Source organism: Microbacterium sp., assembly GCF_047607225.1.
Lineage (GTDB): Bacteria > Actinomycetota > Actinomycetes > Actinomycetales > Microbacteriaceae > Microbacterium.
The window spans coordinates 1-26,081 of record NZ_JASGDO010000043.1 but is presented as its reverse complement, the minus strand read 5'-3'; the positions used below and the strand labels follow the sequence as shown (position 1 = coordinate 26,081).

28 protein-coding genes and 1 pseudogene are annotated in these 26,081 nt (G+C 70.0%); 24 read left to right on the top strand and 5 right to left on the bottom strand.

Annotated elements, in window-relative coordinates; genetic code table 11:
* The 9 genes and pseudogenes from QM591_RS07900 to QM591_RS07860 all read left to right on the top strand — a co-directional run.
* A pseudogene (locus QM591_RS07900) lies at positions 1-456 on the top strand (hypothetical protein); the annotation flags it as partial.
* Positions 453-1,805: an LLM class flavin-dependent oxidoreductase gene (locus QM591_RS07895; RefSeq protein WP_415131316.1), complete on the top strand. Its 1,353-nt coding sequence runs from the start codon at positions 453-455 to the stop codon at positions 1,803-1,805. The pseudogene QM591_RS07900 and the gene QM591_RS07895, both read left to right, overlap by 4 nt.
* The gene (locus QM591_RS07890) at positions 1,802-3,142 is read left to right on the top strand and encodes an LLM class flavin-dependent oxidoreductase (protein ID WP_415131314.1); all 1,341 of its coding nucleotides are present in this window, start codon (positions 1,802-1,804) and stop codon (positions 3,140-3,142) included. The genes QM591_RS07895 and QM591_RS07890 overlap by 4 nt, the downstream gene beginning before the upstream one ends.
* Entirely contained in the window at positions 3,139-4,344 is a 1,206-nt protein-coding gene (locus tag QM591_RS07885; protein WP_415131312.1) for an LLM class flavin-dependent oxidoreductase, read from the top strand. Before QM591_RS07890 ends, QM591_RS07885 begins: the two co-directional genes overlap by 4 nt.
* Positions 4,301-5,461 (top strand): P1 family peptidase, encoded by a 1,161-nt coding sequence (locus QM591_RS07880; protein WP_415131292.1) that lies wholly within the window; start codon positions 4,301-4,303, stop codon positions 5,459-5,461. Before QM591_RS07885 ends, QM591_RS07880 begins: the two co-directional genes overlap by 44 nt.
* Positions 5,462-5,563: 102 nt before the next feature.
* Positions 5,564-6,388 (top strand): DUF1684 domain-containing protein, encoded by an 825-nt coding sequence (locus QM591_RS07875; RefSeq protein WP_415131288.1) that lies wholly within the window; start codon positions 5,564-5,566, stop codon positions 6,386-6,388.
* Complete coding sequence (locus QM591_RS07870) at positions 6,385-7,452, top strand: LLM class flavin-dependent oxidoreductase (RefSeq protein WP_415131286.1); 1,068 nt, start codon at positions 6,385-6,387, stop codon at positions 7,450-7,452. The genes QM591_RS07875 and QM591_RS07870 overlap by 4 nt, the downstream gene beginning before the upstream one ends.
* A 35-nt stretch (positions 7,453-7,487) precedes the next feature.
* Positions 7,488-7,652, top strand: coding sequence for a hypothetical protein (locus QM591_RS07865; RefSeq protein WP_415131284.1), 165 nt, complete (start codon positions 7,488-7,490; stop codon positions 7,650-7,652).
* 1 nt (position 7,653) lies between these two features.
* Positions 7,654-8,601, top strand: a complete 948-nt coding sequence (locus QM591_RS07860; RefSeq protein WP_415131282.1) for an ATP-grasp domain-containing protein — start codon at positions 7,654-7,656, stop codon at positions 8,599-8,601.
* A 12-nt stretch (positions 8,602-8,613) separates the two neighbouring features.
* Here the strand turns inward: QM591_RS07860 and QM591_RS07855 are convergent, their stop codons facing one another.
* On the bottom strand, positions 8,614-9,210 hold the full coding sequence (locus QM591_RS07855; protein ID WP_415131280.1) for a flavin reductase family protein: 597 nt from the start codon (positions 9,208-9,210) through the stop codon (positions 8,614-8,616).
* Between the two features lie 147 nt (positions 9,211-9,357).
* Between QM591_RS07855 and QM591_RS07850 the strand changes: the two genes are divergently transcribed.
* The 4 genes from QM591_RS07850 to QM591_RS07835 all read left to right on the top strand — a co-directional run bounded on the left by QM591_RS07850 (position 9,358) and on the right by QM591_RS07835 (position 11,681).
* Positions 9,358-9,702, top strand: a complete 345-nt coding sequence (locus tag QM591_RS07850; protein WP_415131278.1) for a carboxymuconolactone decarboxylase family protein — start codon at positions 9,358-9,360, stop codon at positions 9,700-9,702.
* 111 nt (positions 9,703-9,813) lie between these two features.
* A complete protein-coding gene (locus QM591_RS07845; RefSeq protein WP_415131276.1) occupies positions 9,814-10,509 on the top strand; it encodes a GNAT family N-acetyltransferase in 696 nt (231 codons plus the stop codon).
* A 117-nt stretch (positions 10,510-10,626) separates the two neighbouring features.
* Positions 10,627-11,307, top strand: a complete 681-nt coding sequence (locus QM591_RS07840; RefSeq protein WP_415131274.1) for a cyclase family protein — start codon at positions 10,627-10,629, stop codon at positions 11,305-11,307.
* On the top strand, positions 11,304-11,681 hold the full coding sequence (locus tag QM591_RS07835) for a hypothetical protein (RefSeq protein WP_415131273.1): 378 nt from the start codon (positions 11,304-11,306) through the stop codon (positions 11,679-11,681). The genes QM591_RS07840 and QM591_RS07835 overlap by 4 nt, the downstream gene beginning before the upstream one ends.
* A gap of 35 nt (positions 11,682-11,716) precedes the next feature.
* On the opposite strand, the gene QM591_RS07830 is transcribed toward QM591_RS07835, so the two are convergent.
* Positions 11,717-12,100, bottom strand: a complete 384-nt coding sequence (locus tag QM591_RS07830; protein ID WP_415131271.1) for a hypothetical protein — start codon at positions 12,098-12,100, stop codon at positions 11,717-11,719.
* Positions 12,101-12,681: 581 nt separating this feature from the next.
* On the opposite strand from QM591_RS07830, the gene QM591_RS07825 reads away from it, so the two are divergent.
* Together QM591_RS07825 and menC are read left to right on the top strand one after the other, a co-directional pair.
* Positions 12,682-13,248, top strand: a complete 567-nt coding sequence (locus QM591_RS07825; RefSeq protein ID WP_415131269.1) for a cysteine hydrolase family protein — start codon at positions 12,682-12,684, stop codon at positions 13,246-13,248.
* Between the two features lie 47 nt (positions 13,249-13,295).
* On the top strand, positions 13,296-14,402 hold the full coding sequence (menC, locus tag QM591_RS07820) for an o-succinylbenzoate synthase (RefSeq protein WP_415131320.1): 1,107 nt from the start codon (positions 13,296-13,298) through the stop codon (positions 14,400-14,402).
* 83 nt (positions 14,403-14,485) lie between these two features.
* On the opposite strand, the gene QM591_RS07815 is transcribed toward menC, so the two are convergent.
* Positions 14,486-15,979 (bottom strand): SPFH domain-containing protein, encoded by a 1,494-nt coding sequence (locus tag QM591_RS07815; protein WP_415131318.1) that lies wholly within the window; start codon positions 15,977-15,979, stop codon positions 14,486-14,488.
* A 177-nt stretch (positions 15,980-16,156) separates the two neighbouring features.
* Between QM591_RS07815 and QM591_RS07810 the strand changes: the two genes are divergently transcribed.
* The 3 genes from QM591_RS07810 to QM591_RS07800 all read left to right on the top strand — a co-directional run bounded on the left by QM591_RS07810 (position 16,157) and on the right by QM591_RS07800 (position 18,450).
* Positions 16,157-16,627 carry a DUF4870 domain-containing protein gene (locus QM591_RS07810; protein ID WP_415131267.1) on the top strand — a complete coding sequence of 157 codons (471 nt, stop codon included), beginning with the start codon at positions 16,157-16,159 and terminating at the stop codon, positions 16,625-16,627.
* Between the two features lie 108 nt (positions 16,628-16,735).
* Positions 16,736-18,124, top strand: a complete 1,389-nt coding sequence (locus tag QM591_RS07805; protein ID WP_415131265.1) for a glycine--tRNA ligase — start codon at positions 16,736-16,738, stop codon at positions 18,122-18,124.
* A 74-nt stretch (positions 18,125-18,198) separates the two neighbouring features.
* Positions 18,199-18,450, top strand: a complete 252-nt coding sequence (locus tag QM591_RS07800; RefSeq protein WP_415131263.1) for a hypothetical protein — start codon at positions 18,199-18,201, stop codon at positions 18,448-18,450.
* 208 nt (positions 18,451-18,658) lie between these two features.
* Here QM591_RS07800 and QM591_RS07795 read toward each other — a convergent pair whose 3' ends face one another.
* Positions 18,659-21,097, bottom strand: coding sequence for a S8 family serine peptidase (locus tag QM591_RS07795; protein WP_415131261.1), 2,439 nt, complete (start codon positions 21,095-21,097; stop codon positions 18,659-18,661).
* A 156-nt stretch (positions 21,098-21,253) separates the two neighbouring features.
* Positions 21,254-21,826 carry an HhH-GPD-type base excision DNA repair protein gene (locus QM591_RS07790; protein WP_415131259.1) on the bottom strand — a complete coding sequence of 191 codons (573 nt, stop codon included), beginning with the start codon at positions 21,824-21,826 and terminating at the stop codon, positions 21,254-21,256.
* Between the two features lie 69 nt (positions 21,827-21,895).
* Here QM591_RS07790 and QM591_RS07785 point away from each other — a divergent pair, with 69 nt between their 5' ends.
* The 6 genes from QM591_RS07785 to QM591_RS07760 form a co-directional block, all read left to right on the top strand.
* On the top strand, positions 21,896-23,377 hold the full coding sequence (locus tag QM591_RS07785) for a protoporphyrinogen/coproporphyrinogen oxidase (RefSeq protein ID WP_415131257.1): 1,482 nt from the start codon (positions 21,896-21,898) through the stop codon (positions 23,375-23,377).
* Between the two features lie 100 nt (positions 23,378-23,477).
* Entirely contained in the window at positions 23,478-23,861 is a 384-nt protein-coding gene (locus tag QM591_RS07780; protein ID WP_415131255.1) for a hypothetical protein, read from the top strand.
* Position 23,862: 1 nt separating this feature from the next.
* On the top strand, positions 23,863-24,273 hold the full coding sequence (locus QM591_RS07775; RefSeq protein WP_415131253.1) for a phage holin family protein: 411 nt from the start codon (positions 23,863-23,865) through the stop codon (positions 24,271-24,273).
* A complete protein-coding gene (locus QM591_RS07770; RefSeq protein WP_067166226.1) occupies positions 24,263-24,535 on the top strand; it encodes a hypothetical protein in 273 nt (90 codons plus the stop codon). Before QM591_RS07775 ends, QM591_RS07770 begins: the two co-directional genes overlap by 11 nt.
* A 178-nt stretch (positions 24,536-24,713) precedes the next feature.
* On the top strand, positions 24,714-25,517 hold the full coding sequence (locus QM591_RS07765; RefSeq protein ID WP_415131251.1) for a uroporphyrinogen-III synthase: 804 nt from the start codon (positions 24,714-24,716) through the stop codon (positions 25,515-25,517).
* 89 nt (positions 25,518-25,606) lie between these two features.
* A partial coding sequence (locus QM591_RS07760) for a hypothetical protein (protein ID WP_415131249.1) occupies positions 25,607-26,081 on the top strand: 475 nt, incomplete at its 3' end.

The following is a 26,081-nucleotide window of genomic DNA, read 5'->3' as shown; positions in this document are numbered from 1 at the left end:
GCCACGGCGCGCGCCGGCCGTGGCCTGCTCCTCGGGGTCGGTGACGCCGGCGCTCAGCGCGCGCTCGCCGACGCCTACCTGGCTGCCCTCCGCCCCGACGCCTCGCCACGGATCGGTGCATTCCGAGGAGCGTTCCCCGGCGCAGGACGCGATGAGCGTGCCGCCGCGCTCTGGCCCGACGTCGCCCGCTTCATCTCGGATCCCGCCGTGAAGGAACGCGTGGCGGAGAACCCCCACGCAGTGCTGGAGGCGCTCGTCGTCCACTACGGCACTCCGGGCGACATCGTCGCTTCCGTACAGGCGGATCCGTCGTTCGACGTCGCGACCGACTACGTCTTCGCCGTCCAATCCGCCTCGACGTCCATCCCCGAGGCCATCCGCATCCTCGAGGTCATCGCCGCCGACATCCGGCCGGCCCTTGCCGCCCAGCCCGCCACGAACGGAGTACTCACATGACCGATACGCCCACGCGCAGCCTCGATTTCGGCGTGCTGTTCGGAACGTCCGGACATCATCTCGCCGGGTGGCGGGTCGGACCCGAGCGAGGCGGCGGCAACGCCGGCAAGGAACTCGACGTCGCCGAGGCGATACGGCTCGCCCAACAGTACGAACGCGCGGGACTGAGCGCTCTCTTCGTCGCCGATGTGGTGAGCGTGTGGGGGGAGCACCTGGACTCCCTCAGCCGCACCACGCGTGCGAGCTACTTCGAACCGCTCACCCTGCTGTCGGCGCTCGCCGCGGTGACTGAGCGCATCGGACTCGTCGCCACCGCGACCACGAGCTACAACGAGCCGTTCACCATCGCGCGCAAGTTCGCCTCACTCGACCACATCTCCCACGGGCGCGCCGGCTGGAACGTCGTCACGAGCGTCGTGCCCCTCGAAGCGGGCAACTTCGGCCGCGATGCTCACTACGGGCACGCCGAGCGCTATGCCCGTGCCGAGGAGTTCGTGGATGCCGTCACCGGGCTGTGGGACACGGTCGCCGACGACGCATTCCCCCGCGACAAGGTGTCGGGCATCTACGTCGACCGCGCCGGACGTCGCGCGCTCGACTTCCGGGGTGAGCACGTGTCGACGGCCGGGCCGCTCAACATCTCCCGTCCGCCGCAGGGACACCCGGTGATCTTCCAGGCGGGCGCCTCCGAGACGGGTCGGGCATTCGCCGCCCGAGTGGGAGAGGTGATCTTCGCCGCACCACGGACCCTCGAGGAGGCACGGCGATACCGGGAGGGACTCGACGACGCGCTCCGCGCCGTGGGCCGCGCACCGGCCGACGTGCGCGTGTGGCCGGGGTTGTCACCGATCATCGGCTCGACGCACGAAGAGGCGGCGAGACTGCGTGACGAGCTCAACGCGCTGCTCCACGAGGACGTGCTGCGCCGCGTCATCCAGGACAACGTCGGCGACGTCGACTTCAGCGGCTTCGATCTCGACGCGCCGCTCCCGGAGCTGCCGGAGTCGAACCGATCGCGCAGTCGTGCCGACGGCATCGTCGCGCTGGCCCGGGAAGAAGGACTCACCCTCCGCCAGCTCGCTCTGCGCTGGGCCGGAGGCGGCATCGTCGGCACGCCGGACGAGATCGCCGACCACATCCAGGAGTGGTTCGAGGCCGGCGTCGCCGACGGATTCAACCTCGCTTTCCCGTATCTGCCCGGCGGCGCCGACGCGTTCCTCGAAGACGTGCTGCCCGAACTCGAACGGCGCGGCATCTGGCGACCTCACTACGGCGCCACGCTCCGCGACACGCTCGGACTGCCTCGTCCCGACCTGACCATCGCCGACTTCGCGGGGGTGACGGCATGACCCGTCAGCTGCACCTCAACGCCATCTACTCCGCCGCGGGCGGGTCTCTCGGCGGGTGGCGGCACTCCGACGCCCCCGCCACGGCCGGGGTCGACTTCCCCTTCATCGCGGCTCAGGCGCGAAAGCTCGAGGGGGCCGCGTTCGACGCGATCTTCATCGCCGATCTCCTCGCCGTTCCCGACAGTCACCCCGACGTGATCGAGAGAGTCGCCACGGTCAACGACAGTCTGGAGCCGCTCACCGTCTTGTCGGCGCTCGCCGCGGTGACCACGCGCATCGGACTCGTGGGCACGGCGTCGAGCACGTACAACCAGCCCTACACGTTGGCACGCGCTTTCGCTTCTCTAGACCACCTGTCTCGGGGGCGCGCGGGCTGGAACGTCGTCACGAGTCTCATCGACGCCGAGGCGCGAAACTACGGCGCGGCCGCCCACCTCGCCCACGGTGACCGCTACCGGCGGGCCGACGAGTTCCTCGAGGTCGTCTACGGCCTCTGGGACAGCTTCGACGACGACGCGTTCCGGTGGGATGTCGGCAGCGGCCGCGCCTTCCGCGAAGACGCCATCCACCGGCTGGGCCACGCCGGCGAGTTCTTCCGCGTGGCCGGTCCGCTCAACATCGCTCGGCCCGTGCAGGGGCGTCCCGTCATCGCGCAGGCCGGCGCATCCCCGGCCGGTCGAGACGTGGCCGGCCGGCATGGCGAGCTCATCTTCTCCGGTGCGGCGCGCCTGGAGGATGCGGTCGAGTACGCCGACGACCTGCGGCGCCGCGCGGAGGATGCGGGGCGAGACCGCAGCGACATCCTGCTGTTCCCGGGGCTGTCGGTCGTGGTCGCCCCCACCCGTGCCGAAGCGGAGGACCAGTTCTCGCGCATCACCGACCTCCTGCATCCCCGCGTCGCGTTCGGAGACCTCGAGTACTGGCTCGGAGGCGTCGATCTCACCGGGTACGACTACGACGGGCCTCTGCCGCAGTTCCCGCAGAGCAACCAGTCCCACAGCACGCAGGAGCGGATCTACGAGACCGCGCGGCGGGAGCAGCTCACGATCCGCCAGTTCGTGGAGCGGCGACTGCGGACCGAGCACACCGTCGTCGGCACCCCGGCCGAGGTCGCCGACCACATCCAGGAGTGGTTCGAGGCCGGGGCAGCCGATGGCTTCAACGTGTCGTTCCCCGCGCTGCCCGGAACGCTCGACGCGTTCGTCGACCTGGTGGTCCCCGAGCTGCGTCGACGGGGGCTCTTCCGGGAGCACTACACCGGGGCGACCCTCCGCGAGCACCTCGGCCTCGCCCGGCCGGTCTCACGACGGCTGGGCGTCGGCGCGGCGACACGATGACGCGTCCCCTCCACTTCGTCGGATTCCTCAAGCCCGCCGGCGAGTATCCGAGCGGCTGGCGGCACCCGTCGTCGGCCGATCGAGCCGGGGTCGACTTCGCCTTCGTCTCCGAGCAGGTGCGGCGGCTGGAGGCCGCGGGGCTCGACGCGGTGTTCATCCCCGACCTGGTCGGCCTACCCGACGTGAGCCCGGATGTGCTCGATCGGGTCGCGGTCGTCAACGACACGTTCGAGCCGACCACTCTGCTGGCGGCGTTGTCGGCGGTCACGGAACGGATCGGTCTCATAGGCACGGCGTCCACGTCGTTCGCGTCGGCCGCGGCGATCGCGGACGACTTCGGTTCGCTGCACGCTCTGTCGGAAGGCCGGGCGGGCTGGAACGTCGTCACCAGCCTGAATGACGCGGAGGCCCGCAACTTCGGCCACGCGGGTCATCTCGCCCACGCGGACCGGTACGCGCACGCGGGCTCGGTCGCCGACCGCGTGCGCGACGCGTGGGGGGAAGGGGGGCCCGTCATCGCGCAGGCGGGCTCTTCACCGGCAGGGCGAGATCTCGCTGCGCGGATCGCCGACGTCGTGTTCGTGCGGGCGCTCCCGGTCGAAGAGACACGTGATTTCGTCGACGACATCCGTTCCCGCGCGACGGGACACGGCAGGGACCCTGCGGCGGTCAAGATCCTCCCGGAACTGTCCGCGGTCGTCGCGCGCTCCCGCAGCGAGGCGCGCGAAGCGTTCGCGAAGGTCCGTGATCTCCTCGATCCGCGCATCGCCCTCGCGGATCTCGAGTACTGGACCCGTACCGACCTCGCCGGACTGCCGCTCGACGGTCCCCTCCCTCCTCTGCCCGCATCGGCGAGCCACGGAGGAAGTCACGGCGGAAGTCGCGGGGCTCAGGAGGAGATCTACCGGCAGGCCGCGCGAGAAGGCTTGACCATCCGCGACCTCGCCCGGCAGATCGCGGACGGCGACGGCGCCGTCGTGGGCACGGCCGGAGACGTCGCCGACCACATCGAGAGATACGCGGACGTCGCGGGCGTCGACGGGTTCACCGTCTCTTTCCCGTGGGTCCCTGACACCCTGAACGCGTTCACGGACCTCGTCGTTCCAGAGCTCCGCCGGCGCGGACTGTTCCGCACCCACTACGAAGGGACCACGATCCGTGAGCACCTCCACCTCGACATCGCACAGCGTCAGCGGGCTTGACTGGCGCCTCGGAGGCACCGCCGGGATCCGACCCGGAGCGCGCAACTCCATCACGGACGTTCCCGGCGTCCGGCTCGGTCACGCAGCGCGCACCTCCGAGGGCTGGCTCACCGGTGTCTCGGTCGTCGCGGTTCCTGGAGGAGCACGCGCGGCGGTGGATGTCCGTGGCGGTGGCGCCGCGACGCGGGAGACGGCCGCGCTGGACCCGACCGGTGTCGTCGACCGGATCCACGCCATCGCCCTCACCGGTGGGTCGGCCTACGGATTGGAGGCCAGCGCGGGAGTGATGGCGGCGCTGCGTGAGCGGGGTCTCGGATTCCGCGTCGGCGCGGAGAAGCGGGCCGTCGTGCCGATCGTGCCGGCCGCGGCGATCTTCGATCTCGGTCGAGGGGGCGACTTCGGGAACCATCCCGATGCGCACCTGGGCAGGGAGGCGGCAGAGCGTGCGCTGGCGGAGCCACGGGCCGACGAATCGCCCGAGCAGGGAAGCGTCGGTGCGGGCGCCGGCGCCATCACGGGAGAGATGCGAGGGGGAGTCGGCGCGGCGAGCGCGGTTCTGCCCGGAGGCGCGGTCATCGCGGCGTTGGTCGTGGTGAACGCGGACGGGACGACCGTCGACCCGCGCACGGGCGTTCCGTGGGGCGCGTTCGCGGAGCTCTCGCTGCCGAGTGGTGAAGGAGAGTTCGGCGTGCGGCAACCGACGATCGACGAGCACGAGGGTGCGCTGGCCCGTCTCGGTGAGGAGGCGGGGCGTCGTCCGGCGCTGCGGCCGCTGAACACCACGCTGGCGGTCGTGGCGACCGATGCGGCCCTGACCCGTGCCGAGCTGGCGCGTCTGGCCAGCGCCAGCCACGACGGCATGGCGCGCGCCGTCCGTCCGGTGCACACGTTGGGCGATGGAGACGTCGTGTTCTCGCTCTCCACCGGCGACGCTGTCCTGCCCGAGCCTGCTCCCGGCCTGCATCCCGAACACCGACGGGCGGACTCCGTCAATCAGCTGCTGACCGCGGGCGCGGACGTCGTCACCCGGGCGATCGTCCACGCCATCCTCTCGGTGTCATCGGCCCGGACACCTGCGGGCCTCGTCCCGAGCTACCGCGACCTCTACGGACAGTAGCGAGACGGGCTGAAGGTCCTCCTGTGACGCCGAGTGACACTCGATGACGGTTGATGTTCCTGCCGCTGCGTGCGGCCGCATCCCCGGCGATAGCGTCGCGCCATGACACTCACCGTTGCCGCCGACCGCCACGCATCGCGAATCGTCGATCGTGCCTTCGCCGCCGTCGGTCCCCGCGGGCCGGCCGCGTTCGTGTGGGGGGATTTCGTGACCGCGCCCGGCACCGTCGTCACCGGAGCGCCCGGAACGTGGGCGCCGCGTCCGGGAGGGACGCCGGGCCTCGTCGTCACCGCGCGCGCGGACGAAGGAGTCGAGATCGGGGGAGCGCCTGTCGACGGCGAGGCGGTTCTGTTCGCGCGGGCCGCCGATGGCCCGACAGTTGCGCGGTTCCGTGACGGCGCCGAGGGCGTCGTGTTCACCTACGACGACTCGAAGTACGCGCTGCAGGTGTGGAACCCGAACTCGGACTGGGCGCGGCGCTTCGCGACGATCTCCGCCTATCCGTACGACCCGACCTGGGTGGTCCGCGGCTTGGTCACACCTGTGTCGGCTGGCCGCACGGTGGCGATCTCGCACCATCGCGATCCGCGTCCGGTGGAGGTACCGGTGGTGGCCGAGGTGCGGTTCGCGCACGACGGTGAGGAACACGTCCTCGTCGCCACCGCCCCCGGCCCGGATCAGGACGGACTGATCCTGCTGTTCACCGACGCGACGAGCGGACCCGAGACCTACGCGGCGGGACGAGTCCTGCGCATCCCGACGTCGCTGGGCAGCGTGACGCTGGACTTCAACGAGACGGCCCTGCTCCCGTGCGCCTTCAGCCTCGCGTGGAACTGTCCCCTTCCTGCGGCCGAGAACGCGCTGCGCATTCCGGTGCGGGCCGGAGAACGACACGCGATCGACCACGACGGTAAGGAGCTGCTGTGAGCATCGACCTGGGATTCCTCGTCTTCCTCAACTACGACCGCGACGAGGACGCGCGCGCCGCCCTCGAGGACGGGCTGGAACTGTTCGCGCACGCGGAGAGACTCGGCTACGACAGCGGAGGCGTCCGCATCCATCACGGCGTGCGTACACTCACCGCGCCGTTTCCCTTCCTCACCGCCGCCGCACTGCGCACCGACCGCATCCGATTGGCCACCGGCATCATCCCCATCGGGTGGGAGGATCCTCTCCGCTTCGCCGAGGATGCTGCGACCGTCGATCTTCTCAGCGGCGGTCGGCTCGACCTGGGACTCAGCTCGGGGTTCGTCGCCGGTCCCCCCGAATCGCGCGCGAGGGTGGTCGAGGAGAAGCTCACCGGAATCCTCGCGGCCGTTCGCGGTGACTCGCTCGGCGACGGCCCCTTCCAGGGGCGGCGGGTCGCTGCCGCGGAGACTGTGGGTGACGGCGTCGCTCCGCTCCCTCACGGTCCCTACGCGACCGCGCCGGAGGATCTGCATGCCTTCCCGCGGAGCCCCGGTCTCGAGCACCGGCTCGGCTACGGTGCGGGTTCGCTCAGCAGCGCGCTCCGAGCGGCCCGGCTGGGGCTGAATCTCGTGCTGTCGACGATCCACTCCGAAGCGACGGGCCCAACTCTCGGCCACACGCAGGCCGAGCTCATCCACCGCTATCGAGACGAGTTCGCCGCCCACCATCCCCACCGGACGGCGCGGGTGGCGCTGGGACGCTCCATCCTCCCGGTCATCGATGACGAGGATCGCGACACCTTCATCGGGGTGAAGGCCTTCTACGACCGCCTCGTAACGGACGACGGCAGATACACCGACACGCCCGATGGCCCCGGCCAGGCCAGCCCGTTGTACGCCGGTGACCCGGACGACATCGTCGAGCGGCTGACCGCCGACCCCGCGTTGCCCTTGGCCGACGAGGTGGTCCTGACGCCGCTCACTGAACTCTCGGTCGCACAGAAGAAGCGCGTCTTCGCCTCGGTGGCGACGTACGTCGCACCGGCCCTCGGATGGTCGCGCGCTTCCGTGGCGCAGGGCTGAGGCCGACCGCAGCCCTCGAACTGGAGGAGAACCCGATGACACGAGGATCTTTGTCCGCAGGCGTCCCGACTCCTGTGGGCGACAGGCTGGAGGAGGCGCGGCGCGCGTTCGAGGACGCGCGTCAGGCACTCGACGATGCGCGTGAGCACCTGCTCCGCACGCACATCGAGACGGCACGACTCTGGGGAGGGTCGCGCTGAGATGACCACGGAGCCCGCTGTCTACGTCATCCACGACAACCCCGATTGGCTCCCGCCCTTTCAGCGGGCGTTCGCCGCGGCCGGCGTGCCACTGGTCGAGTGGGAGCTCGGTCACGAAGCCATCGATCTCGGCGAAGAACCGCCCCGCGGCGTGTTCTGGTCCCGCCTGAGCGCGTCTGCTCACACTCGCGACCATGCCGCCTCGAAAGAGTACGGGCGGGCCGTGCTCCGATGGCTCGCGTCGTGGGGCAGGCTCGTCGTCAACGGAGCAGACGTCCTCGAGCTCGAAGTCAGCAAGGTTGCACAGCATGCCGCGCTCCGGCGCGCGGGAGTCGATGTGCCGCGTACGACGGCCGTGCTCGGCCGCGAGGGTCTGGTCGAGGCGGCCCGTGGCTTTCCGGCTCCCTTCATCACGAAGCACAACCAAGGGGGCAAGGGGCTCGGGGTCCGGCGTTTCGATTCGCACGACGAGTTCGAGGCGTGGGTGGGCGGACCGGACTTCGAGCCGTCTCCGGACCACATCACGCTCGTGCAGGAGTACCTCCGGGCGCGGGAACCGTTCATCACCCGCGCGGAGTTCGTGAACGGCGAGCTCGTCTACGCCGTCCGCGTCGACACCAGTGCGGGCGGCTTCGAGCTGTGCCCGGCGGAGGCCTGTGCCGCCCCCGGTGCCGACGGCACCGAGCCGGCTCCGCTCTTCCAGCTCCGCGAGGAGGTCGACGCGCGCCATCCGCTGATCAGCGCTTTGGGCGACTTCCTCTCGGCGGCGGGAGTCGCGGTCGCGGGGGTGGAGTTCACCGAGACGCTCGACGGCCGTCTCGTGACCTACGACGTCAACACCAACACCAACTACAGCCCGGACGTCGAGGCCGTCGCGCCCCGCTCGGGACCCGCGACGATCGCGCGCTTCCTTGGAGACGAGCTGCGTCGGCTCGTCTCCAAGACGTGAGGTGAAGTGGGATCAGTCCAGTCGCGAGTGCTCACCGAGGCTGTGCCAGCTGCGGTTGTGATAGACCAGCGCTCCGGCGTCGGCGATGTCGTCTCGGTTGACGTGGGCCTGGACGGCGTGGGCCGCGATCACGGTCGAGCTGCCGGCATCCATCCGACTCACCACGGCACACCGTACCCATGCCCGGACGTGCGGGAACACCGGCTCGCCCGTGGCCAGGGTCACCCACGCGTCGCGGTCGGCGAACCGGTCCACCCCGCTGGTGGCGCCGAGCTGGGCCAGAGCGAGATCGTCGGCGTCGAGGAGATGGATCACGATCGTCGCGGCAGCGGTGATCGCGGGCGACGCTGAGGACAGCGAGGAGAGGGAGAAGACGAGCAAGGGCGGATCCACGCTGACCGACGAGACCGACGTCGCCGTCAGGGCGGCAGGCCCCGCTTCGCCGTGGGCGGTGATGACTGCGACGCCCCCCGGATGACCGCGGAACAGAGCCTTGACGTCGTCCGCCGACACTGCCGTCGCAAATGTCCCCGCAGGGTGCGCTGCTCTCGCCTCTCGTGCTCCTGCCTTCGCACCTCGTGCGTTGTCACGCTGCTCAGTCCGTGTCATGGTGCGAACGTAGGCGGCGGCGATTTCTGCAGAGCGAGCCCATGCAACACGGCGACTTCGATCGTCATGTCCCGTCTCATACCGACGCGCGCCATCGCTCACGCGTCACGCTGTGAGAGAAGCGGCATCACCGAGGCAGGAGAGAGAATGACCGACTACTTCGATCGCGAGCGCGACCGGACCTATACGAAGGTGTACAAGTCAGAGACCCCTGACATCCTGCAAGCCTTCGCCGCGTTCGACGGCGCCGTGTTCGCCGGCGAGGGACGCGAGATTCCCCTCAAGTTCCGCGAGCTCATCGCCGTCGCCGTCGGGATCACGACGCAATGCGTCTATTGCATCGACGCGCACACGGAGCGGGCCGTCGCTGCGGGCGCCTCACAGGGTGAGCTCGCTGAGGCCGCCTGGGTGGCCACCGCCATCCGGGCCGGGGGCGGCTTCGCGCACGGGCGGTTGGCGTTCAAGTTCTCGGACGACACCCACGAGCACTGAGATCGTGTCTGCCTCACCCAGCCGGGCGGGCGCTGGCGAACCGTGCGACGAGACGGGTGAGGGCCGGCGGGATGATCGTGCCGACGTCCGAAGAGGTGCCACACTGTTCACGTGACCGACGAGATCGAGGTCAGAGTCCTCAGCACGGTGGAAGCCGTGCACGAAGCCGCCGCACTGTTCGACGTGATCTGGCCGGGCGAGCACGAGACGATGCCCGCGAACATCCTCCGCGCGCTCGAGCACTCCGGCAACTATGTGGCCGGCGTCTACGACGGTGACCTGATGGTCGGAGCCGCGGCCGCGTTCTGCGGCCCGCCGGCGGCCCGGACCATGCACTCTCACATCGCCGGGGTTCTGCCGGAGTACCAAGGGCGCGGCGTAGGCAAGGTCCTCAAGAACCACCAACGAGAGTGGGCGTTCGCCCGGGGCATCGGGCACATCACGTGGACCTTCGATCCGCTCGTCGCCCGCAATGCGCACTTCAACCTGCGGGTGCTGGGCGCGAGGGTCACCGAGTACCTCGTCGACCAGTACGGACCGATGGACGACGGCATCAATCGCGGCGACGAGTCCGACCGCCTCATGATCTCGTGGGCGCTCGCCGCCCCGGCCGCTCCGCCGCGCGAGGAGGACATCGTCACCGCCGTCGCCGTCCCGCACGACATCGAGGCGCTCCGCCGCACCGATCCGCTCGAGGCGGGGGAGTGGCGCTACCGGGTGCGCGACGCGTTCCAGGGGCTCCTGGCCGACGGCTTCGTCGTCGGTGGATTCGACGACGACCGCGGGTACCTGTTCGTCCGCCGCTGATGCTCGGCCGAGCAAGACCCGGCTCCGCGTTCTTGGGGCCGCCTCGAGGCGCAGGATTTCTGCCGATCGCCGTCACGTGCGAAGGCGGGCGGCCACGGCGGCCCTACGCTGGCGAACATGCCTGCTTCTTCGAGCGAGCGCCGCATCGTCGACCTCAGCCACCCCATCCGCGCGGGGCTCGTCACCTACCCCGGCCTCCCCGCCCCCGTGATCACCCCGCACCTCACCCGCGAGGCCTCCCGTGAGGTCTACGCACCGGGGACCGAGTTCGCGATGGACGTCATCACGATGATCGGCAACACGGGCACCTATCTCGACTCCCCGTTCCACCGCTACGCGGACGGCGCCGATCTCGCCGGGCTCGACCTCGCCACGCTCGTGGGGCTCCCCGCCGAAGTCGTCGACCTCACGGGGCTCGAGCGCCGCGACATCCGTGCCGCCGACCTCGAGGGCCGCGACCTCCGAGGAGCGGCCGTGCTTCTGCACACCGGTTGGGACCGGCACTTCGGCACCCCGCAGTACGGCGTGGGATCGCCCTACCTCGCAGACGACGCCGTCGCCCTTCTCGTCGCTTCGGGAGCGGTGCTCGTCGGCATCGATGCCCTCAACATCGACGACACCGAAGGCGGACGCGCCCGTCCCGCGCACTCCGACCTCCTGGGTGCGGGCATCCACGTCGTCGAACACCTCACGGGCCTTGCGGCCCTCCCCGCTCGGGGCGCGCGGTTCACAGCGGCCCCTCCCGCGGTCGAGGGATTCGGCACATTCCCCGTGCGCGCTTTCGCGGAGTTGTCGTGACGGCGCCGGGAACGGCGCACCGTCGCGAAGACGGCGAGCTCGTGGGGTGGATCCGCCCGGCCGGAGACCTCTGGCAGGGGATCGACCTGCTGGGGCGCCCCGTGGGGGACCCCGCCGAGTGGCTGGAGGTGGAAGCGGCGCTGGAGGAGCGAGGGATCGCCTACCTCGCCGACCCGTGGATGCTCGAAGGGGAAGGGGAGCGGCCCCTGCGCGTACGACTGGTCGAAGTGACACCGGAGCGGATCGTCGTCAAGGCCGAAGACTTCGGCGCGATCGATCTCCCCGGCCGCACGTGGGAGCTGCCGTGGCCCCTCCCGGCGCGGTTGCGGCCGCCTCGCCCCGACGACCCTGACGCGTTCGTGCTGTCCCGTTGAGCTCTAGTTTCCGTAGGGAGCCTGGGGCGGATCCGTCACGATCGGCTGGGGCTCCACCAATTTCCTCCCGCATTGCCGGGTGTGCATGAGCTGTCCACAGACACCTCGATGCGTCCTTCCGTCGGACGGATCGTCGCGACCACGTTGCCCAGGGTCTCGTCGTCGGCGATCACGCTCCACTCTGCGCGCCCGCCTGGCCCGTAGGTCTCCGACGCCACCTCGAACCCCGCCTCGCGCAACGCCGCCACTGCCGCGGCGCTCACCTGCTCCGCATCCATATCCGGCAGGTCCACCGACCTCCGATACGAGAACGCATAACCCTTCGGTCCGCCGAAGCCGATGGTGCATCCGTGCGGAATCGCCCCGTACTCGTCGACCGTCCACACGCCCTGGTGAATGCCCATCAACACCGTGTGCATCCGCGTCGCCGTTTCCAGGAAGCGCCTCTCGCCATCTCGATACAGCGCATCACCCTCCGGAGCTGCCGCACACCCCGACAACGACATCGCCACGGCCAGCCCTATCACCGCCGACCACCCCTGCCTCATGCCGGCGAGCCTAATATGCAACCCCCCCCGCACCCGCCGTGAGAGGAGCCGGGGCGGTGAGACTCCCGAACCACATCACGCGTCACTCGACACCTGTATCTGGATGACGCCCGCTGTGCTCCTGCTGAAGAGGGGCGGAATCGCGTCATAGAAGCTCGGTGAGCGCGTCTCTTCTCATGAAGACAAGGGGAGAGGGGCGCCATGCGACACCTGTGGGAGAGCTTCGCGCGGCGGTTGTCGTTCCGGCGGACGGAGTCACCGCGGCGCGCCACGTTCGTGCCGCAGCGCGACGGCGTGCTCACCCGCGGGCTGCGCTGAAGGTCCCGAGTCGGCGTGGGTGACCGCCGGAACCGTTGACGTCGGCAGGTCGTGACCGCGCGCCGACCGTTGAACCGGAGTCTGTCGCATGTCCGAGGGCCGTGGCAGGCTGAGCCGTGAGCAGGGAGGGTCCCATGAGCGGCTTTTCGGATCGAGACCAGACGGCGCTCGTCGTCATCGACATGCAGCGGGGCGTCGTGACCGGCAATCACGAGGTCGACCGTGTCACACACACGATCGCCGACCTCGTCGATCGTGCCCGAGCCGATGGCGCACCGGTCGTGTGGGTGCAGGATCATGCCGAGCTCGAGCGGGGGTCCGAGCAATGGCAGCTCGTCGACGAACTGCAGCCCGCCGATGGCGAGGTTCGCGTCGACAAGCGCTTCGGCGACTCGTTCGAGGCCACCGATCTCGAAGACCGACTGGCCGAGCGCGGCGTCGGACGCCTCGTGGTCACGGGCGCCCAGACCGACGCGTGCATCCGCGCGACGCTCCACGGCGCGCTCACCCGCGGTTACGACGTCACCCTCGTCGCCGATGCGCACACGACGGAAGACCTGCGGGAGTGGGGCAGCCCGATCAGCCCCGAGCAGGCGATCGCGTACGCCAACCTCTACTGGACATTCGCGCGCGGGGCGCGGGCCAGCGGTCAGGTCGTGCCCGCGGCCGAGGTGTCGTTCGACACCGCCGTCACCGCGTGAGCACGCCCGAAGCCGACGAGGCCGGGGCACCCCCCGCGCTTCCGAGCATCGATGTCGAGAGCGTCGAGCTCCGCGTGCTCCAGCTTCCCCTCGTCCAGCCCTTCACGACGTCGTTCGGCACCGAGACGGTGCGGGAGGTCATCGTCGTGCGCGTGCGCACCCCGGCGGGCGACGGGTGGGGCGAGATCGTCACCCAGCACGCGCCGCTGTATTCGTCGGAGTACTCGGGAGGTGCCTGGGACGTCGCCCGACGGTTCCTCGTTCCCGCGCTCTTGAACGAACGGCGACTCACGCCGGAGCGTGTGGCTGAGGTCCTCGCGCCGTTCGTCGGGCACCGGATGGTGAAGGCCGGGTTGGAGCTCGCCGTGCTGGACGCGTCGCTCCGCGCGGCCGGGCGCTCGTTGGCCGCATTCCTCGGCGGCGTGGTGCCCCGGATCCCGGCGGGAGTCTCGGTGGGTATCCAGGCCGATGCGGGGGCGCTCGTCGACGCCGTCGGCGGCTACCTCGACGAGGGGTATCGGCGGATCAAGATCAAGATCGCCCCGGGCCGCGACGTCGTCGAGACGGCGGCCGTCCGCGCCGCCTTCCCCGAGATCCCGCTCCAGGTCGACGCCAACTCCGCGTACACGCTCGAGGATGCCGACACGCTCGCGGCGCTCGATGCCTACGACCTGCTTCTCATCGAGCAGCCCCTCCAAGAAGACGACCTCGTCGACCACGCCCGCCTGGCCACGCGACTGCACACTCCGGTGTGTCTGGACGAATCGATCGTCTCCGACAAGGCCGCCGCCGACGCGCTCGCCCTCGGGGCTGCCGCGATCATCAACATCAAGGCCGGTCGCGTCGGCGGCTACCTCGAAGCCCGCCGCATCCACGACCGGTGCATGGCCGCAGGAGTTCCGGTGTGGTGCGGGGGCATGCTCGAGACCGGCATCGGCCGGGCCGCGAACGCCGCCCTCGCGTCACTCCCCGGCTTCACCCTGCCGGGCGACGTGTCCGCGTCGTCGCGGTTCTATCACCACGACATCGTCGCGGAGCCGATCACCCTCGACGACGGGTTCGTAACCGTCCCCTCCGGCGACGGCCTGGGAATCGAGATCGACCACGCCGCAGTGGAGGCGGCGACCGTGGAGCGGTTCGAGCTGCGGGCGTGACGTCCCCCGAGCTACCCCCGCCGTAGACGCCACGACCCGCGGGCCTCAGGAGCGGGCGCGCGGGTCGTGGGCGGAGAAGAACGTCAGGACGCGGGAGCCTCTCCGCCCGCGGCGAACTGACGGCCGGCCTCTTCGGCACGTGCGAGGGCGGCCTCCGCGTCGGACGCTCCGGCGCTCTGTTGGTCCTGCGCGCTCTCCTGCGCCTGCGTCGGCTGTGCGTCGCCGGACTTCTGCGCGCGGGAGCGTGAGCGCGTCGGCGCCGCCTCTTGCTGCATGCCTTGCGCGACGCCACGGCCGGTCGCCTGGCCCTGGATGATCTGGCGCAGGTCGATCCCGGTCGCCGCCTCCACGGCGTCGAAGGTGGCGCGCATCCCGGAGGCCGACTCGGCCGCGATGTGGCGCGAGGCGCCCTCGCCGCCGAGCACCGTGATGGAGCCCACCTTGTCGAAGCCGCGGGCGAACTCCGTCATCATCGGCACGAGTGCCTCGAGGGCGCGCTGGGCCAGCAGTGCCTCCTGGTTGCGCGAGAGAGCCTCGGCCTCGGCCTCGATGGCCTGGGCGCGAGCCTCACCGGTCAGGCGCACCGCGTCGGCTTCGGCCTGAGCGCGCAGCCGGGTGGCCTCGGCTTCCTGCGCGGCGATCTGAGCGCGTGCCTCGGCGGCCTTGACCTCCGCGTAGGCCTCGGCGTCGGCGGCGCGCTGCCGCTCGTAGAGCGAGGCGTCGGCGACCTTCTTGATGTCGGCGTCGAGCTGGGCCTGCTTGTTCTCGGCGGCCTGGAGGAGCACCGCCTGTTCCCGCTCGGCGCGGGCCAGCGCCTCGGCCTGGTCGGCCTCCGCCCGCGCACGCCCGACCTCGGCGGCCGCGGCGGCGGAGTTCTTGTCGAACGCCGTCTGCTCCACCAGGTTCTGCTCGTCGGTGGCGATCTGCCGCGCGCGCACCTCACGCGCCGCGTTGATCCGGGCGACCTCCGCCTCGCGACGGACGCGCTCGACCTCGGTCGCACCGAGGGCGTCGATGTAGCCGTTCTTGTCGGTGATCCCTTGGATCTGGAAGGAGTCGAGGATGAGACCCTGCGCCAGCAGGTCGCTCTTGATGCCCTCGGCGATCTGGTCCGACAGCTTCTGCCGGTCCTTCATGAGCTGCTCGACCGTGAGGGTCGCGACCACTCCGCGCAGTGCACCTTCGAGCTGCTCGGTCGTGAACTGCTCGATCGCACCGTCCTGCGACAAGAAGCGCTCGGCCGCACGCCGCACGAACTCGGGATCCGAGCCGATCTTCACGAGGGCCACACCGCTCACATTGACCGTGACGCCGTTGGAGGCCTGGGCCGTCGGCTCCATCTTGATCTGGCGGGCGCGCAGCGAGATCATCTCGGCGCGCTGGGTCAGCGGGTTCACGAGCGCACCGCCGCCGGTGATCACCGAGATGCGCGACGACTCACCGGTCGCGCTCTTCTGGCTCTTACCGACGACCACCAGCGCCTGGTCGGCCTTGGCGACCTTGTACCAGGCGCGCACGACGATCAGCAGGATGATGAGGACGATGATCAGCGCGACCACGCCGATGCCGATCAGCACGAATGCGCCTCCGGCTGCGAGCAGTTCTCCCACGGTGTTCCTTCCTGGGGCGAAGCAATGGTTCTTCGACCGTATCGTGTCGGGCGCATTCGTCTCGGGGACGATCGGGTCGTCCGGCGGCGTCATTTCGGGGTAACCGGGGTGCCGCGCGAGGGAGCGCGGTCCTATGCTGGAGCCGTGACCACTCCTTCCGAGCCCCCGCAGCAGCCTCCCGTCCCGCCGGCCCAGCCGCCGTTCGGCGCCCCGCAGGGCCAGCCGTCGTACGGTCCGCCCCAGCCCGGTGCCCCGCAGTACGGTGCCCCGCAGTACGCCGCGCCGCAGCCCATGAACCCCGCCGACGAGAAGCTCTGGGCGACCCTCGTGCACGTGGGCGGTATCTTCTTCAGCTTCCTGCCGGCGCTCATCGGCTACCTCGTCCTCAAGGACCGTGGCCCGTTCGTGCGTGCGCACACCGCGACGGCGCTGAACTTCCAGCTGACGCTGCTCATCGCCTACCTGGTGGGAACCATCACCTCGATCCTCATCATCGGGTTCTTCATCCTCATCGCGGCCGGCATTCTCGCGATCGTGTTCTCGATCATCGCGGCCGTCAAGGCGAACCGTGGCGAGTGGTACAGCTACCCGCTGACGATCAAGTTCCTCAGCTGACGGGACGACCGTTTCGGGCCAGCGCCCGCGACTAGACTGGACGGATGCCGGTGCTCCCGGCATCCGTCTTTTTTCGCCTTCGCGAACCCCGACCATTTGGAGCCACCTGTGGCCGAGCAGTCCCGTCTCGACAAAGTCATCGCCCTCGCCCGTCACCGCGGTTTCGTCTTCCAGGCCGGTGAGATCTACGGCGGATCGCGATCGGCGTGGGACTACGGTCCCTTGGGAACCGAGCTCAAGGAGAACATCCGGCGGCAGTGGTGGCAGACCTTCGTGCGCGGACGCGGCGACATGGTGGGCCTCGACTCGTCCGTCATCCTCCCCAAGCGCGTGTGGGAGGCATCCGGTCACGTCGCGACCTTCACCGACCCGCTCGTGGAGTGCCTCCACTGTCACAAGCGGTTCCGCGCCGACACCCTGATCGAGGACTTCGAGTCGCGCAAGGGTCGCGCCGCGGAGAACGGTCTCGCCGACGTCCCGTGCCCGAACTGCGGCACGAAGGGGCAGTACACCGAGCCGAAGGCCTTCTCCGGTCTCGTCAAGACCTACCTCGGCGTCGTCGACGACGAGTCGGGCCTGTACTTCCTGCGCCCCGAGACCGCGCAGGGCATCTTCGTCAACTTCTCCAACGTCCTCACCGCGTCGCGCAAGAAGCCGCCGTTCGGCATCGGCCAGGTCGGAAAGGCGTTCCGCAACGAGATCACCCCGGGCAACTTCATCTTCCGTACGCGCGAGTTCGAGCAGATGGAGATCGAGTTCTTCACGCCGCCGGCCGAGGCCGAGCAGTGGTTCCACCACTGGGTGCAGGCGTGCTGGGACTGGTTCGTCGACCTCGGCATCGACCCGGCCAACATGCGCCAGTTCGACGTGCCGGAGGACGAGCGCGCCCACTACTCGGCCGGAACCATCGATTTCGAGTACCGCTTCGGGTTCCCCGGCAAGGAGTGGGGCGAGCTCATGGGGGTCGCCAACCGCACCGACTTCGACCTGTCGAGCCACATCGAGGCGTCCGGCCAGTCGCTGACCTACTTCGACCAGGCCTCCGGGGAGAAGTACGTCCCCTATGTGATCGAGCCGTCCTTCGGCCTGACCCGCTCGATGATGGCGTTCCTCGTCGACTCGTATCGCGAAGAAGAGGTGCCCAACGCCAAGGGAGGCACCGACACTCGCACGGTGCTCGCCCTCGACCCGCGGCTGGCCCCGGTGAAGGTCGGCGTCCTGCCGCTCTCGCGCAACGAGCGGCTGTCACCGTTGGCCCGCGACGTCGCCGACCGCCTGCGCGGCCGTGGGTGGAACGTCGACTTCGACGACGCCGGCGCGATCGGTCGCCGCTACCGCCGCCAGGACGAGATCGGCACGCCCTACTGCGTGACGATCGACTTCGACTCCCTCGACGACGACGCCGTCACGGTGCGGGACCGCGACACGATGGCCCAGGAGCGCATCGCCCTCGACGCCCTCGAGGGCTACCTCGCCGAGCGTCTCCGCGGCGCCTGATCCGCCACGAACGTGGTCGAGGATCGCGAGTCGTTAGTGTGGAGAAGGAACATCGGTACCACGGAGGATCAGACATGACGACGCCTGCACGCCGCGACCGGCCGTCCCTGCCTCAGCCGATAGCCTGGCTCTACGTCATCGCCGTCCTCGTGCTCAGCTGCGCCGCGATCGCCTCGATGTTGGTCGTTGCTGCGGTGGGCTTCCCTGTTGCCGCCGCGTTCGTGGGAACGATGGCGGGAACTGCGATCGCTGGATTCGTTCCGGCCCTGCTAGGGCACGGAATCGTGATCGCGATCCACGATCTGACTTGGGAGCGAGGGCGCTAGTTCGACCTGCCTGCGAACGGCGGTCTTGCGGGGCGTCCATCGCATCGATGAGCGAATCCGTGCGATGGGGCAGACGAGTTCTGTCGCCGTCGGGCGCGTTGACAGCCAAACTCGGCGCGGTTGCCCTCGTCTCGTCCGGTCGTGCGCCACGACAGCAACGCCCCTCCGCGACCGATGCGCGGAGGGGCGTTGCCGTCGTTCGCTCAGGTCAGCGCTTGACCTTGGCGGTCTTGCCGCTCGTCTTGGACGTCGTCAGGTAGCCCTTCTTGCTCACCTTGACCGTCACCGTGATGCGCTTGCCGCGATCGGCCGACTTGATCTTGTAGGTCTTCTTCGTCGCGCCCTTGATCGCCTTGCCATTGGCCTTCCACTGGTAGGTGATCTTGCTGGGCTTGGGCGACCATGATCCCGGCTTCGCCGTAAGGGTACGGCCGACCTTCGCCGTTCCCGTCACCTTGGGACCGGGCTTCTTGGTGAAGACCTTCGCGATGGCGATCGTCCATCCGGAGTACTTCTTGACCTCGGTGAACGCGGGCCGCTTGCCGGTGACGAGCACGCGGATCTTCTTGCCGGCGTCGGCCTTGGTCAGCACGTACGTCGACTTCGTCGCGCCGGAGATCGCCTTCGACCCGCGATACCACTGGTAGCTCGCAGACTTCACCGCCGGAGTCCACTTGGTGGTGACCGTGAGCTTGGAGCCCACGGCGCGGGTTCCGGTGATCTTCGGGGCGGGTGTCGCGGTGAAGCGGGCGACAGCGAGGTCCTTCATGACCAGCTCGCCGCTGCCGAAGACGTTGTCGATTCCCGCCACACCGCGGTCGACGGTCTGGTTCTTGCGCAGGTAGTCGATGAGGGCGGCGGGCTTCATCCCGTCGAAGCGCTCCAGCACGACGGCCGCGGCCCCGGCCACCACCGGCGTGGCGGCGCTGGTGCCGTTGAAGCGACCGCCCTGAGACGCATAGGCGCGGCTCGTGAAGTTGGAGCCGGCGCTGATCTCGGGCTTCACGCGCCGGTCGTTGGTCGGCCCCTGCGAGCTGTATCCGGCGATGGCGACCCCCTCGACCGGATCCACTGCGCCGACCGCTGCCATGCCCTTGTTCTTGCTGTCGATGAAGGCCTCGCCCGCGCTCCCCGCCGAGGAGGCGGTGTACAGGATGTCGGCGGAGTTGCCCGCCAGTTCGAGGATGTCGTCGCTCGTGCCGTTCCCGTTGGCGATCTTGCGGATCCCGACTTCGATCCAGCCGTCCTCGCTCGGGTTCGTGTCGCACCGGAAGTAGTCGTCACTGCCGTTCTGCAGTTCCAGCGGCGGGACGCCGGACTTCGTCTGCTTGTTCGGGGAGTAGCCCGGGCTCATGGCCGATCCGTCGGGATTGATCCGGAAGATGTCGTAGTCGGTCTTGCTCGAGCCCCAGTCGTTCCACCGCAACCGGAAGTACGGGGAGCAGTAGACGTACATCGTCTCGAAGTAGAGGACCTCGCCCGTGGGAGCACCGTTGGCGTCGAGAGGATAGTGCGCGAACTCCATCCAGCCGTTGTTGTTCGTGTCGCGCCACGCGCCGCGCCAGTAGCCGCCGACGAGCAGCTTGTCGCTCCCCGAGCTCACGGCGTACGCGCCGGAGTTCCCCGCGGAGTTGAACCACGCCATCCCCTTGCTGACGGCGTAGTCGACGAGCTTCGCGGACGCACCCGTGCCGTTGCCCGGGCCGTCGTAGAAGCCGCCGAGCGACCGGCTGATGATCTTCACGCCCTTCTTGGCGAAGTAGTCGATGGCCTTCTTGAGGTCCTCGTTCGTGGCGACGGTCGCGAGGTAGAGCTTCGCGTTCGGGGCCATGTCGTGGATCGCCTCGGCGACCGCGACACCATGGCGATCCGGGCTCGGCGACGAGAACACACTGCACGAGCGACCACCCCACTGGCAGAAGGTGCCGGCAGCGGCGGGGACGTCCTTCGTGGCCTGGGCGGAGCGCCACGTGGACTGGTCGAAGTAGTCGATGATCCCGACGGAGATCCCGCGCCCGCTCAGCCCGCGCTGGTGCCACCGCGACATCTGGGTCTTGGAGTAGACGTCACCGCCGTTGGATCCCACCGTCGCCGGCACGATCTCGATGCGCTGCTCCGGCGCCGGCGTGGAGAAGGCGGGAAGCGAGACGCCGTCGACCGCCAACTCCGCGTCCAGGTTCGCGATCTCGTCGGCGGGAACCGAGACCGCCAGCAGGCCGTCGGTGATCACGGCGACGTCCGTGCCGTCCGCGCGGTCGAGGGCGGCTCGCGCTGCGGTCTCGTTGGTGAACGTGACTTCGACCCGCACGCGGTCACCGTCGACCCGCACCTTGTCGGCGAGATCAGCCGGCAGCTCGCGGTCCTTCGTCAAGGCATCGACCACGGTGGCCAGGGCGCCGTTTCCGACTTCTCCGTCCACACGCCCCAGGTCTCCCTCAGCGGCACCGGTGGGGATCACCCGACGCGGCTCCCGGGCGGGGAGGCTCGGCAGCTCTCCGCCGGGCAGCGGCTGGACCGCCTGCACGGGCGAAGCCAGAGCGGTGTCGCGGGCCGCAGCGGTCGAGGCCGGGGTGCCGGCCGGGAGGACGATGGCGCCCGCCGTGACGAGGGACAGGCAGGCGAGGATCGCCGCAGCGCGGTGTTTCATGCAGTGCTCCTGAGGGGACGTTCCGCCCGATCGGGCGCACGTCCACCCTGGCGCATGACGGTGCCGTGGGGCAAGCGAAGAGCCGGTGTCACGAGAGCGAAGCGCGGCGCGGGGGAGAGCGCTCCCAGGAGTCGAGGGGTCAGGCCCGAGGGTGGGTCAGGCCCCCCTGGCGGCCGCCTTCATCGCGCGCTTGTGCTCGCGCACCTTCGTGAGCGACTCCGGAGAGACGATGTCGGCGACGGAGCGGAACGAGCCCTCTTCTCCGTAGGGCGCCGACGCCTCTCGCCATCCGTCTCCAGCGAAGCCGTACTGCTTGCCGAGGAGGGCGAGGAAGATCTTGGCCTTCTGGTCGCCGAAGCCAGGGAGGGCCTTCAGGCGCCGGAGCACCGTGGGGCCGTCGGCATCGCGCCACAGGGCGGCCGCGTCTCCTCCCCAGTCGTCGACGAGCGCCTGGCAGAGCGCCTGGACGCGCGCGGCCATCGATCCCGGGAACCGGTGCACCGCGGGGGTCTCCCGGAAGACGGCGACGAGCTCGTCGGGATCGGCTCCGGCCAGCGCGGCCGCGTCGAGATGGTCGCCGCTGCCGGTGCGGTCGGCGATCTTGCGGGGACCGGTGAAGGCGGTCTCCATCGCGATCTGCTGGTCCAGGAGCATTCCTACGAGCAGGGCGAGGGGATCGTCGGTCAGGAGGCGGTCGGCGTCGGCGTCACCGGTGATGTGCAAGGCCATGACTCCATCGTGACACCGATCCTGCGGCGGCGGGATGCCCCGGCCATCGCCATGACGGAGGATGGAGGCATGCCCGATCCCACCGATCTGATCTCCCGCGCGCAGGGCACCCGTGTCGTCGTGATCGGAGGATCCGTCGCGGGACTCGTCGCGGCCCTCGAATGCGCGAAGGTCGGCATGGAGGTGACGCTTCTCGAAGCGACTGACCGCCTGGGAGGCGAGGTGGAATCCGTCGACCTCGACGGCGTGCGGGTCGATGTCATGGTGGACACGTTCGCCGCCGGAGGGGCGACGCTGCGGGCACTGGTGCGCGACCTCGGGCTCGAGTCACGTCTGGCTCCCGCGGTGGAGCCTGTGCGTGCGGTAAGCGGCGCCGACGGGGTACACCTGCTGCCGGCGGCCACTGTGCTCGGGATCCCCGCAAATGCCTGGGACCCTGCGGTCAGGTGCATCATCGGATGGCGCGGGGTGTGGCGCGCCTACCTCGACCGACTGCGACCGCCGTTGACGATCGGGCATCAGCGCAACCTCGGCGCGCTCGTGCGCGCCCGGATGGGTGACCGCGTGGCCGAGCGGATGGTGGCTCCCGTCACCCGCGGGGTGCTGGGTCTCGAGCCCGACCGAGTCGATGTGGAAGCGGTCGCTCCGGGACTGGGCACGGCGCTCACACGCACCGGATCCCTCGCCGGCGCCGTCGATGCCCTCGACCGTGAGGGCACCCGCGAGACCCTCGAGGGGGGAGTCGCGGCCCTCGTGGACGCCCTGGTCGACGCACTCACGGCGTACGCGGTGCCGGTGCGCCGTGACGCTCCGGTGACGGAGCTGGCGCGCGACGGCGACCGCTGGCGGATCCTCGTCGACGCTCCCGATGCGGCGGCGTCCGGTGACGCGGCGGGAGACGTGGAAGCGGACGAGGTCGCGGCGGATCCGTCCACGTCTGTGCTCCGTGCCGACGTCATCGTCATGGCCTCGGGGGCCCCCGACGCGCGCCGTCTTCTGTCAGACGAGATCGAGCTGCCGGCGCTGGCCTCCGCGACCGCTCACGACGTCGTTCTCCTCCGCGGCGACCTCCCTCTCGCTCCCGGTCAGCAGGTCTTCCCTCGGGGGAGTGCCGGAGCGGTGCTCGTCGAGGGGATCGCCGTCCCCGAGCACTCGCGCACGGCTGCCTCCGAGGGCATCGCGCGCGTCGTCCTCACCGGATCGGGGCGGGCGGAGATCGACGCGATCGCCGACGCGCTGCACGCCCTCGCCGAAGCCGTGAGCCGTCCCGTCCCGCCCGACGCCGTCTCGGTCGCCGTCCATCGCTCCGTGGTGCGAACGGCTCGGGGGGAGCTCGACCAGCGTCCACGCACAGACGACGTCCGCGCGGCCTCGCGGTCCGTGCCCGCTCTCGCCTTCGTGGGCGCGGCGATCGTGGGCGGTGATCTCCGTGACGTCGTCGAAGACGCCGTCACCGAGATCGGGCGGGTGCGCCGCGCCGCGCTATGGGGCGACGACGCCGTGGCCGTCGATGACGCCGGCAGCTCCGGATCGCCCGCCGGTGCCTCCTAGCACGACGGGGCCCTGCGATAAAGGGGGTCATGCCGGAGAAGGAATACGGCGTTACCCTGGAGGGACCTACGCATCACCGCCACCAACGTGAGGAGACCCCATGAGGGGCAAGATCGGAATCGTCGTCGGGCTCGCGGCAGGCTACGTGCTCGGCTCACGCGCCGGCCGAGAGCGGTACGAGCAGATCAAGGCCGGCTTCCTGAAGGTGTGGAACACCGACCCGGTCCAGCGGCAGGTGGAGAAGGTGGCCGATCTCGGCAAGTCGGCCGCGCTCGCCCTGCCCAGCGCCGTCTGGGACGGTGCGGTGAAGATCACGCGCGCCGCCGCGAACAAGAAGACGCCCGGGCAGAAGCTCGACGCGGCGATCAAGGCGGGACGCGAATCCGCCGACGAGGTCTCCCGCGGCGCGAAGACGACCGCCGCTGAAGTGAAGCGGGCCGCCGCGGAGGTGGCCGACGAGGTCCAGAAGGCCGCGGAGAGCTGAGATGACCACACCCCGCGGGTTCCGCGATCGCGCGGACGACAGCCTGCTCACCCTCCTCGGCGAGGTTCCCGAGCTCGTCCGCAATCTCGTGATGGCAGAGATCGACTCCGCCAAGAAATGGCTCGCCAGTGCCGGGAAGAACGCCGGCATGGGAGGTGCCTGGTTCCTCGTCGCGCTGTTCTTCCTGTTCTGGTCGCTGCCGGCTCTGGGCGCGTTCGCGATCATCGGGCTGTCGTCGTGGATCCCGGCCTGGGTTGCGAGCCTCATCGTCGTGGGCATCGCGCTGCTGGGCGTCGTGGTGTTCGCTCTCCTCGGCATCGCGCGCTTCAAGCGGCTCAGCCGGTCGGAGAACCCTGCCCGCGCCATCGCCACCGATCGCCGCATCGTGAAGGAGTCGTTCGATGAGCTCTGAGCTTCCGCTGCCCCGCACGGCCGTGCCGATCGGTATCACCGATCCGGTGGAGAAGGCCCGCGTCGAGCTGAAGGCGGCGCTGGCTGCCATCGAGGAGAAGGCGAACGTGCCCAAGCGGGTCGCCCGGGCCACCGACCGGGGCGTCGTCCGGGCGCGTCGGTTCGCCCGCCGTAACCCCGGGGGAGCGGTCGCCGGCGTCGTCGGCGCGGCTGCCGTGGCCGGCCTCGCGGTGTGGGGGCTGGTGCGCCTCTACACGCGGTGACGCCTCGTCGTGAGACGCCCCGGCGGACGGCCGGGGGTAGTATCCATCTACAGGCAGTGGCAATGAGGCGGATGCTGCCGGCGATGCACACCCGAGCGCACGCGCATCCGAGCGTCCGGGGATTCGCATTGTCGGGCGCTGTTCGTGCGTCCGACCCCACGCACCACGAGAGTCGACGATGAACGCACACAGCATGGCGAGCACGCCGCAGAAACCCTTGAAGGGGTGGCGTGTGCTCGTTCCCCGCGGCGGACCCTGGGGCGATTCGGTGGCCGCCACCCTGCGCTCCCAGGGCGCGACGCCCGTGATCGCGCCGCTCATCAACTTCGCCCCGTCCACCGACCAGGCCACGCTCGAGGGAGCTCTCGCCGATCTCGCCGCGGGCGCGTTCGACTGGGTGACCCTCACCAGTGCCACCACGGTCGACGTTCTGTACGCCTACCGCGCCGTGATTCCGGCCTCCACGAAAGTGGCCGCCGTCGGGGAGACCACCGCAACCGCGCTGACCGCCGTCGGATACCGCGTCGACCTCGTCCCCGACGAGGACAACTCCGCCGCCGGGATGGCCAGCCAGCTGATCGACCTGGAGCCGGAGCCGCGCCGCATCCTCACCCTGCGCAGCGAGATCGCCAAGCCGGTGCTCACTCGCCGGCTCTCGGAGGCCGGACACGACGTCCGGAGCGTCGTGGCGTACCGCACGGTCGGGGTGCCCGTGACGGAGCGCATCGCCGCCGATGTACGGTCGGGCAGGATCAACGCGATCCTCGTCACGAGCGGATCGGTGGCCGAGCAGGTGCAGTTGCAGTTCCCGGAGATTCCGGAGGAGACGGTGATCGCCGCGATCGGGCCACGGACGGCGAAGGACGCCCGCCGCGCGGGTCTGGGCGTGAGCGTGATCGCGCGCGAGCAGACGGTCGACGGTCTGATTGCGGCGGTGTCGTCGTTCCCGCTCCCGCACGCGACGGACGAGTTCTCGGTCTGATCCCTTCCCCGACGCTCCTCCCGAGCGGTGGTGCGATCGTTAAGGCTCTGTGAGAAAACGCGCAGCCTGGCGCTGGCAGACTTGAGCACATGGTGACTCTGCTGCTCGACTCGGCGCAGCTCGAGGTCGTGCTGTCTCCGGTGGAGCGTGCGTTCGCCTTCCGCCGGGGCAGCCTGCGGATCGACCGCGCCTCGATCGAGCGCGTTCAGCTGACCGACGACGCCTGGACGTGGTTGCGAGGCGTTCCGACACCGGGAACGCACGTGCCGCGGGTGATGGCGATGGGCACGTGGACGTCGGCCGGAGGTTCAGACTTCGTCATCGTTCAGCGCAACAAGCCCGCTGTCGTCATCGATCTGGCAGACAAGGGCGGCTCGCCCATCGAGTTCCAGCGGGTCGTTCTGTCGACTCGGCACGGGCTCGCGCTGGTGCAGGCGCTGCGACGAGACGCCGACGCCGGACCGGTGGATGTGGCGGAGATCGCCACCGGGGCGGTCCCCGCGCCGGGCTCCGAGAAGCCGCGCGCACGTCGCCCCCGCGCAGCGCGGCCGCGTCCGGGTGCGG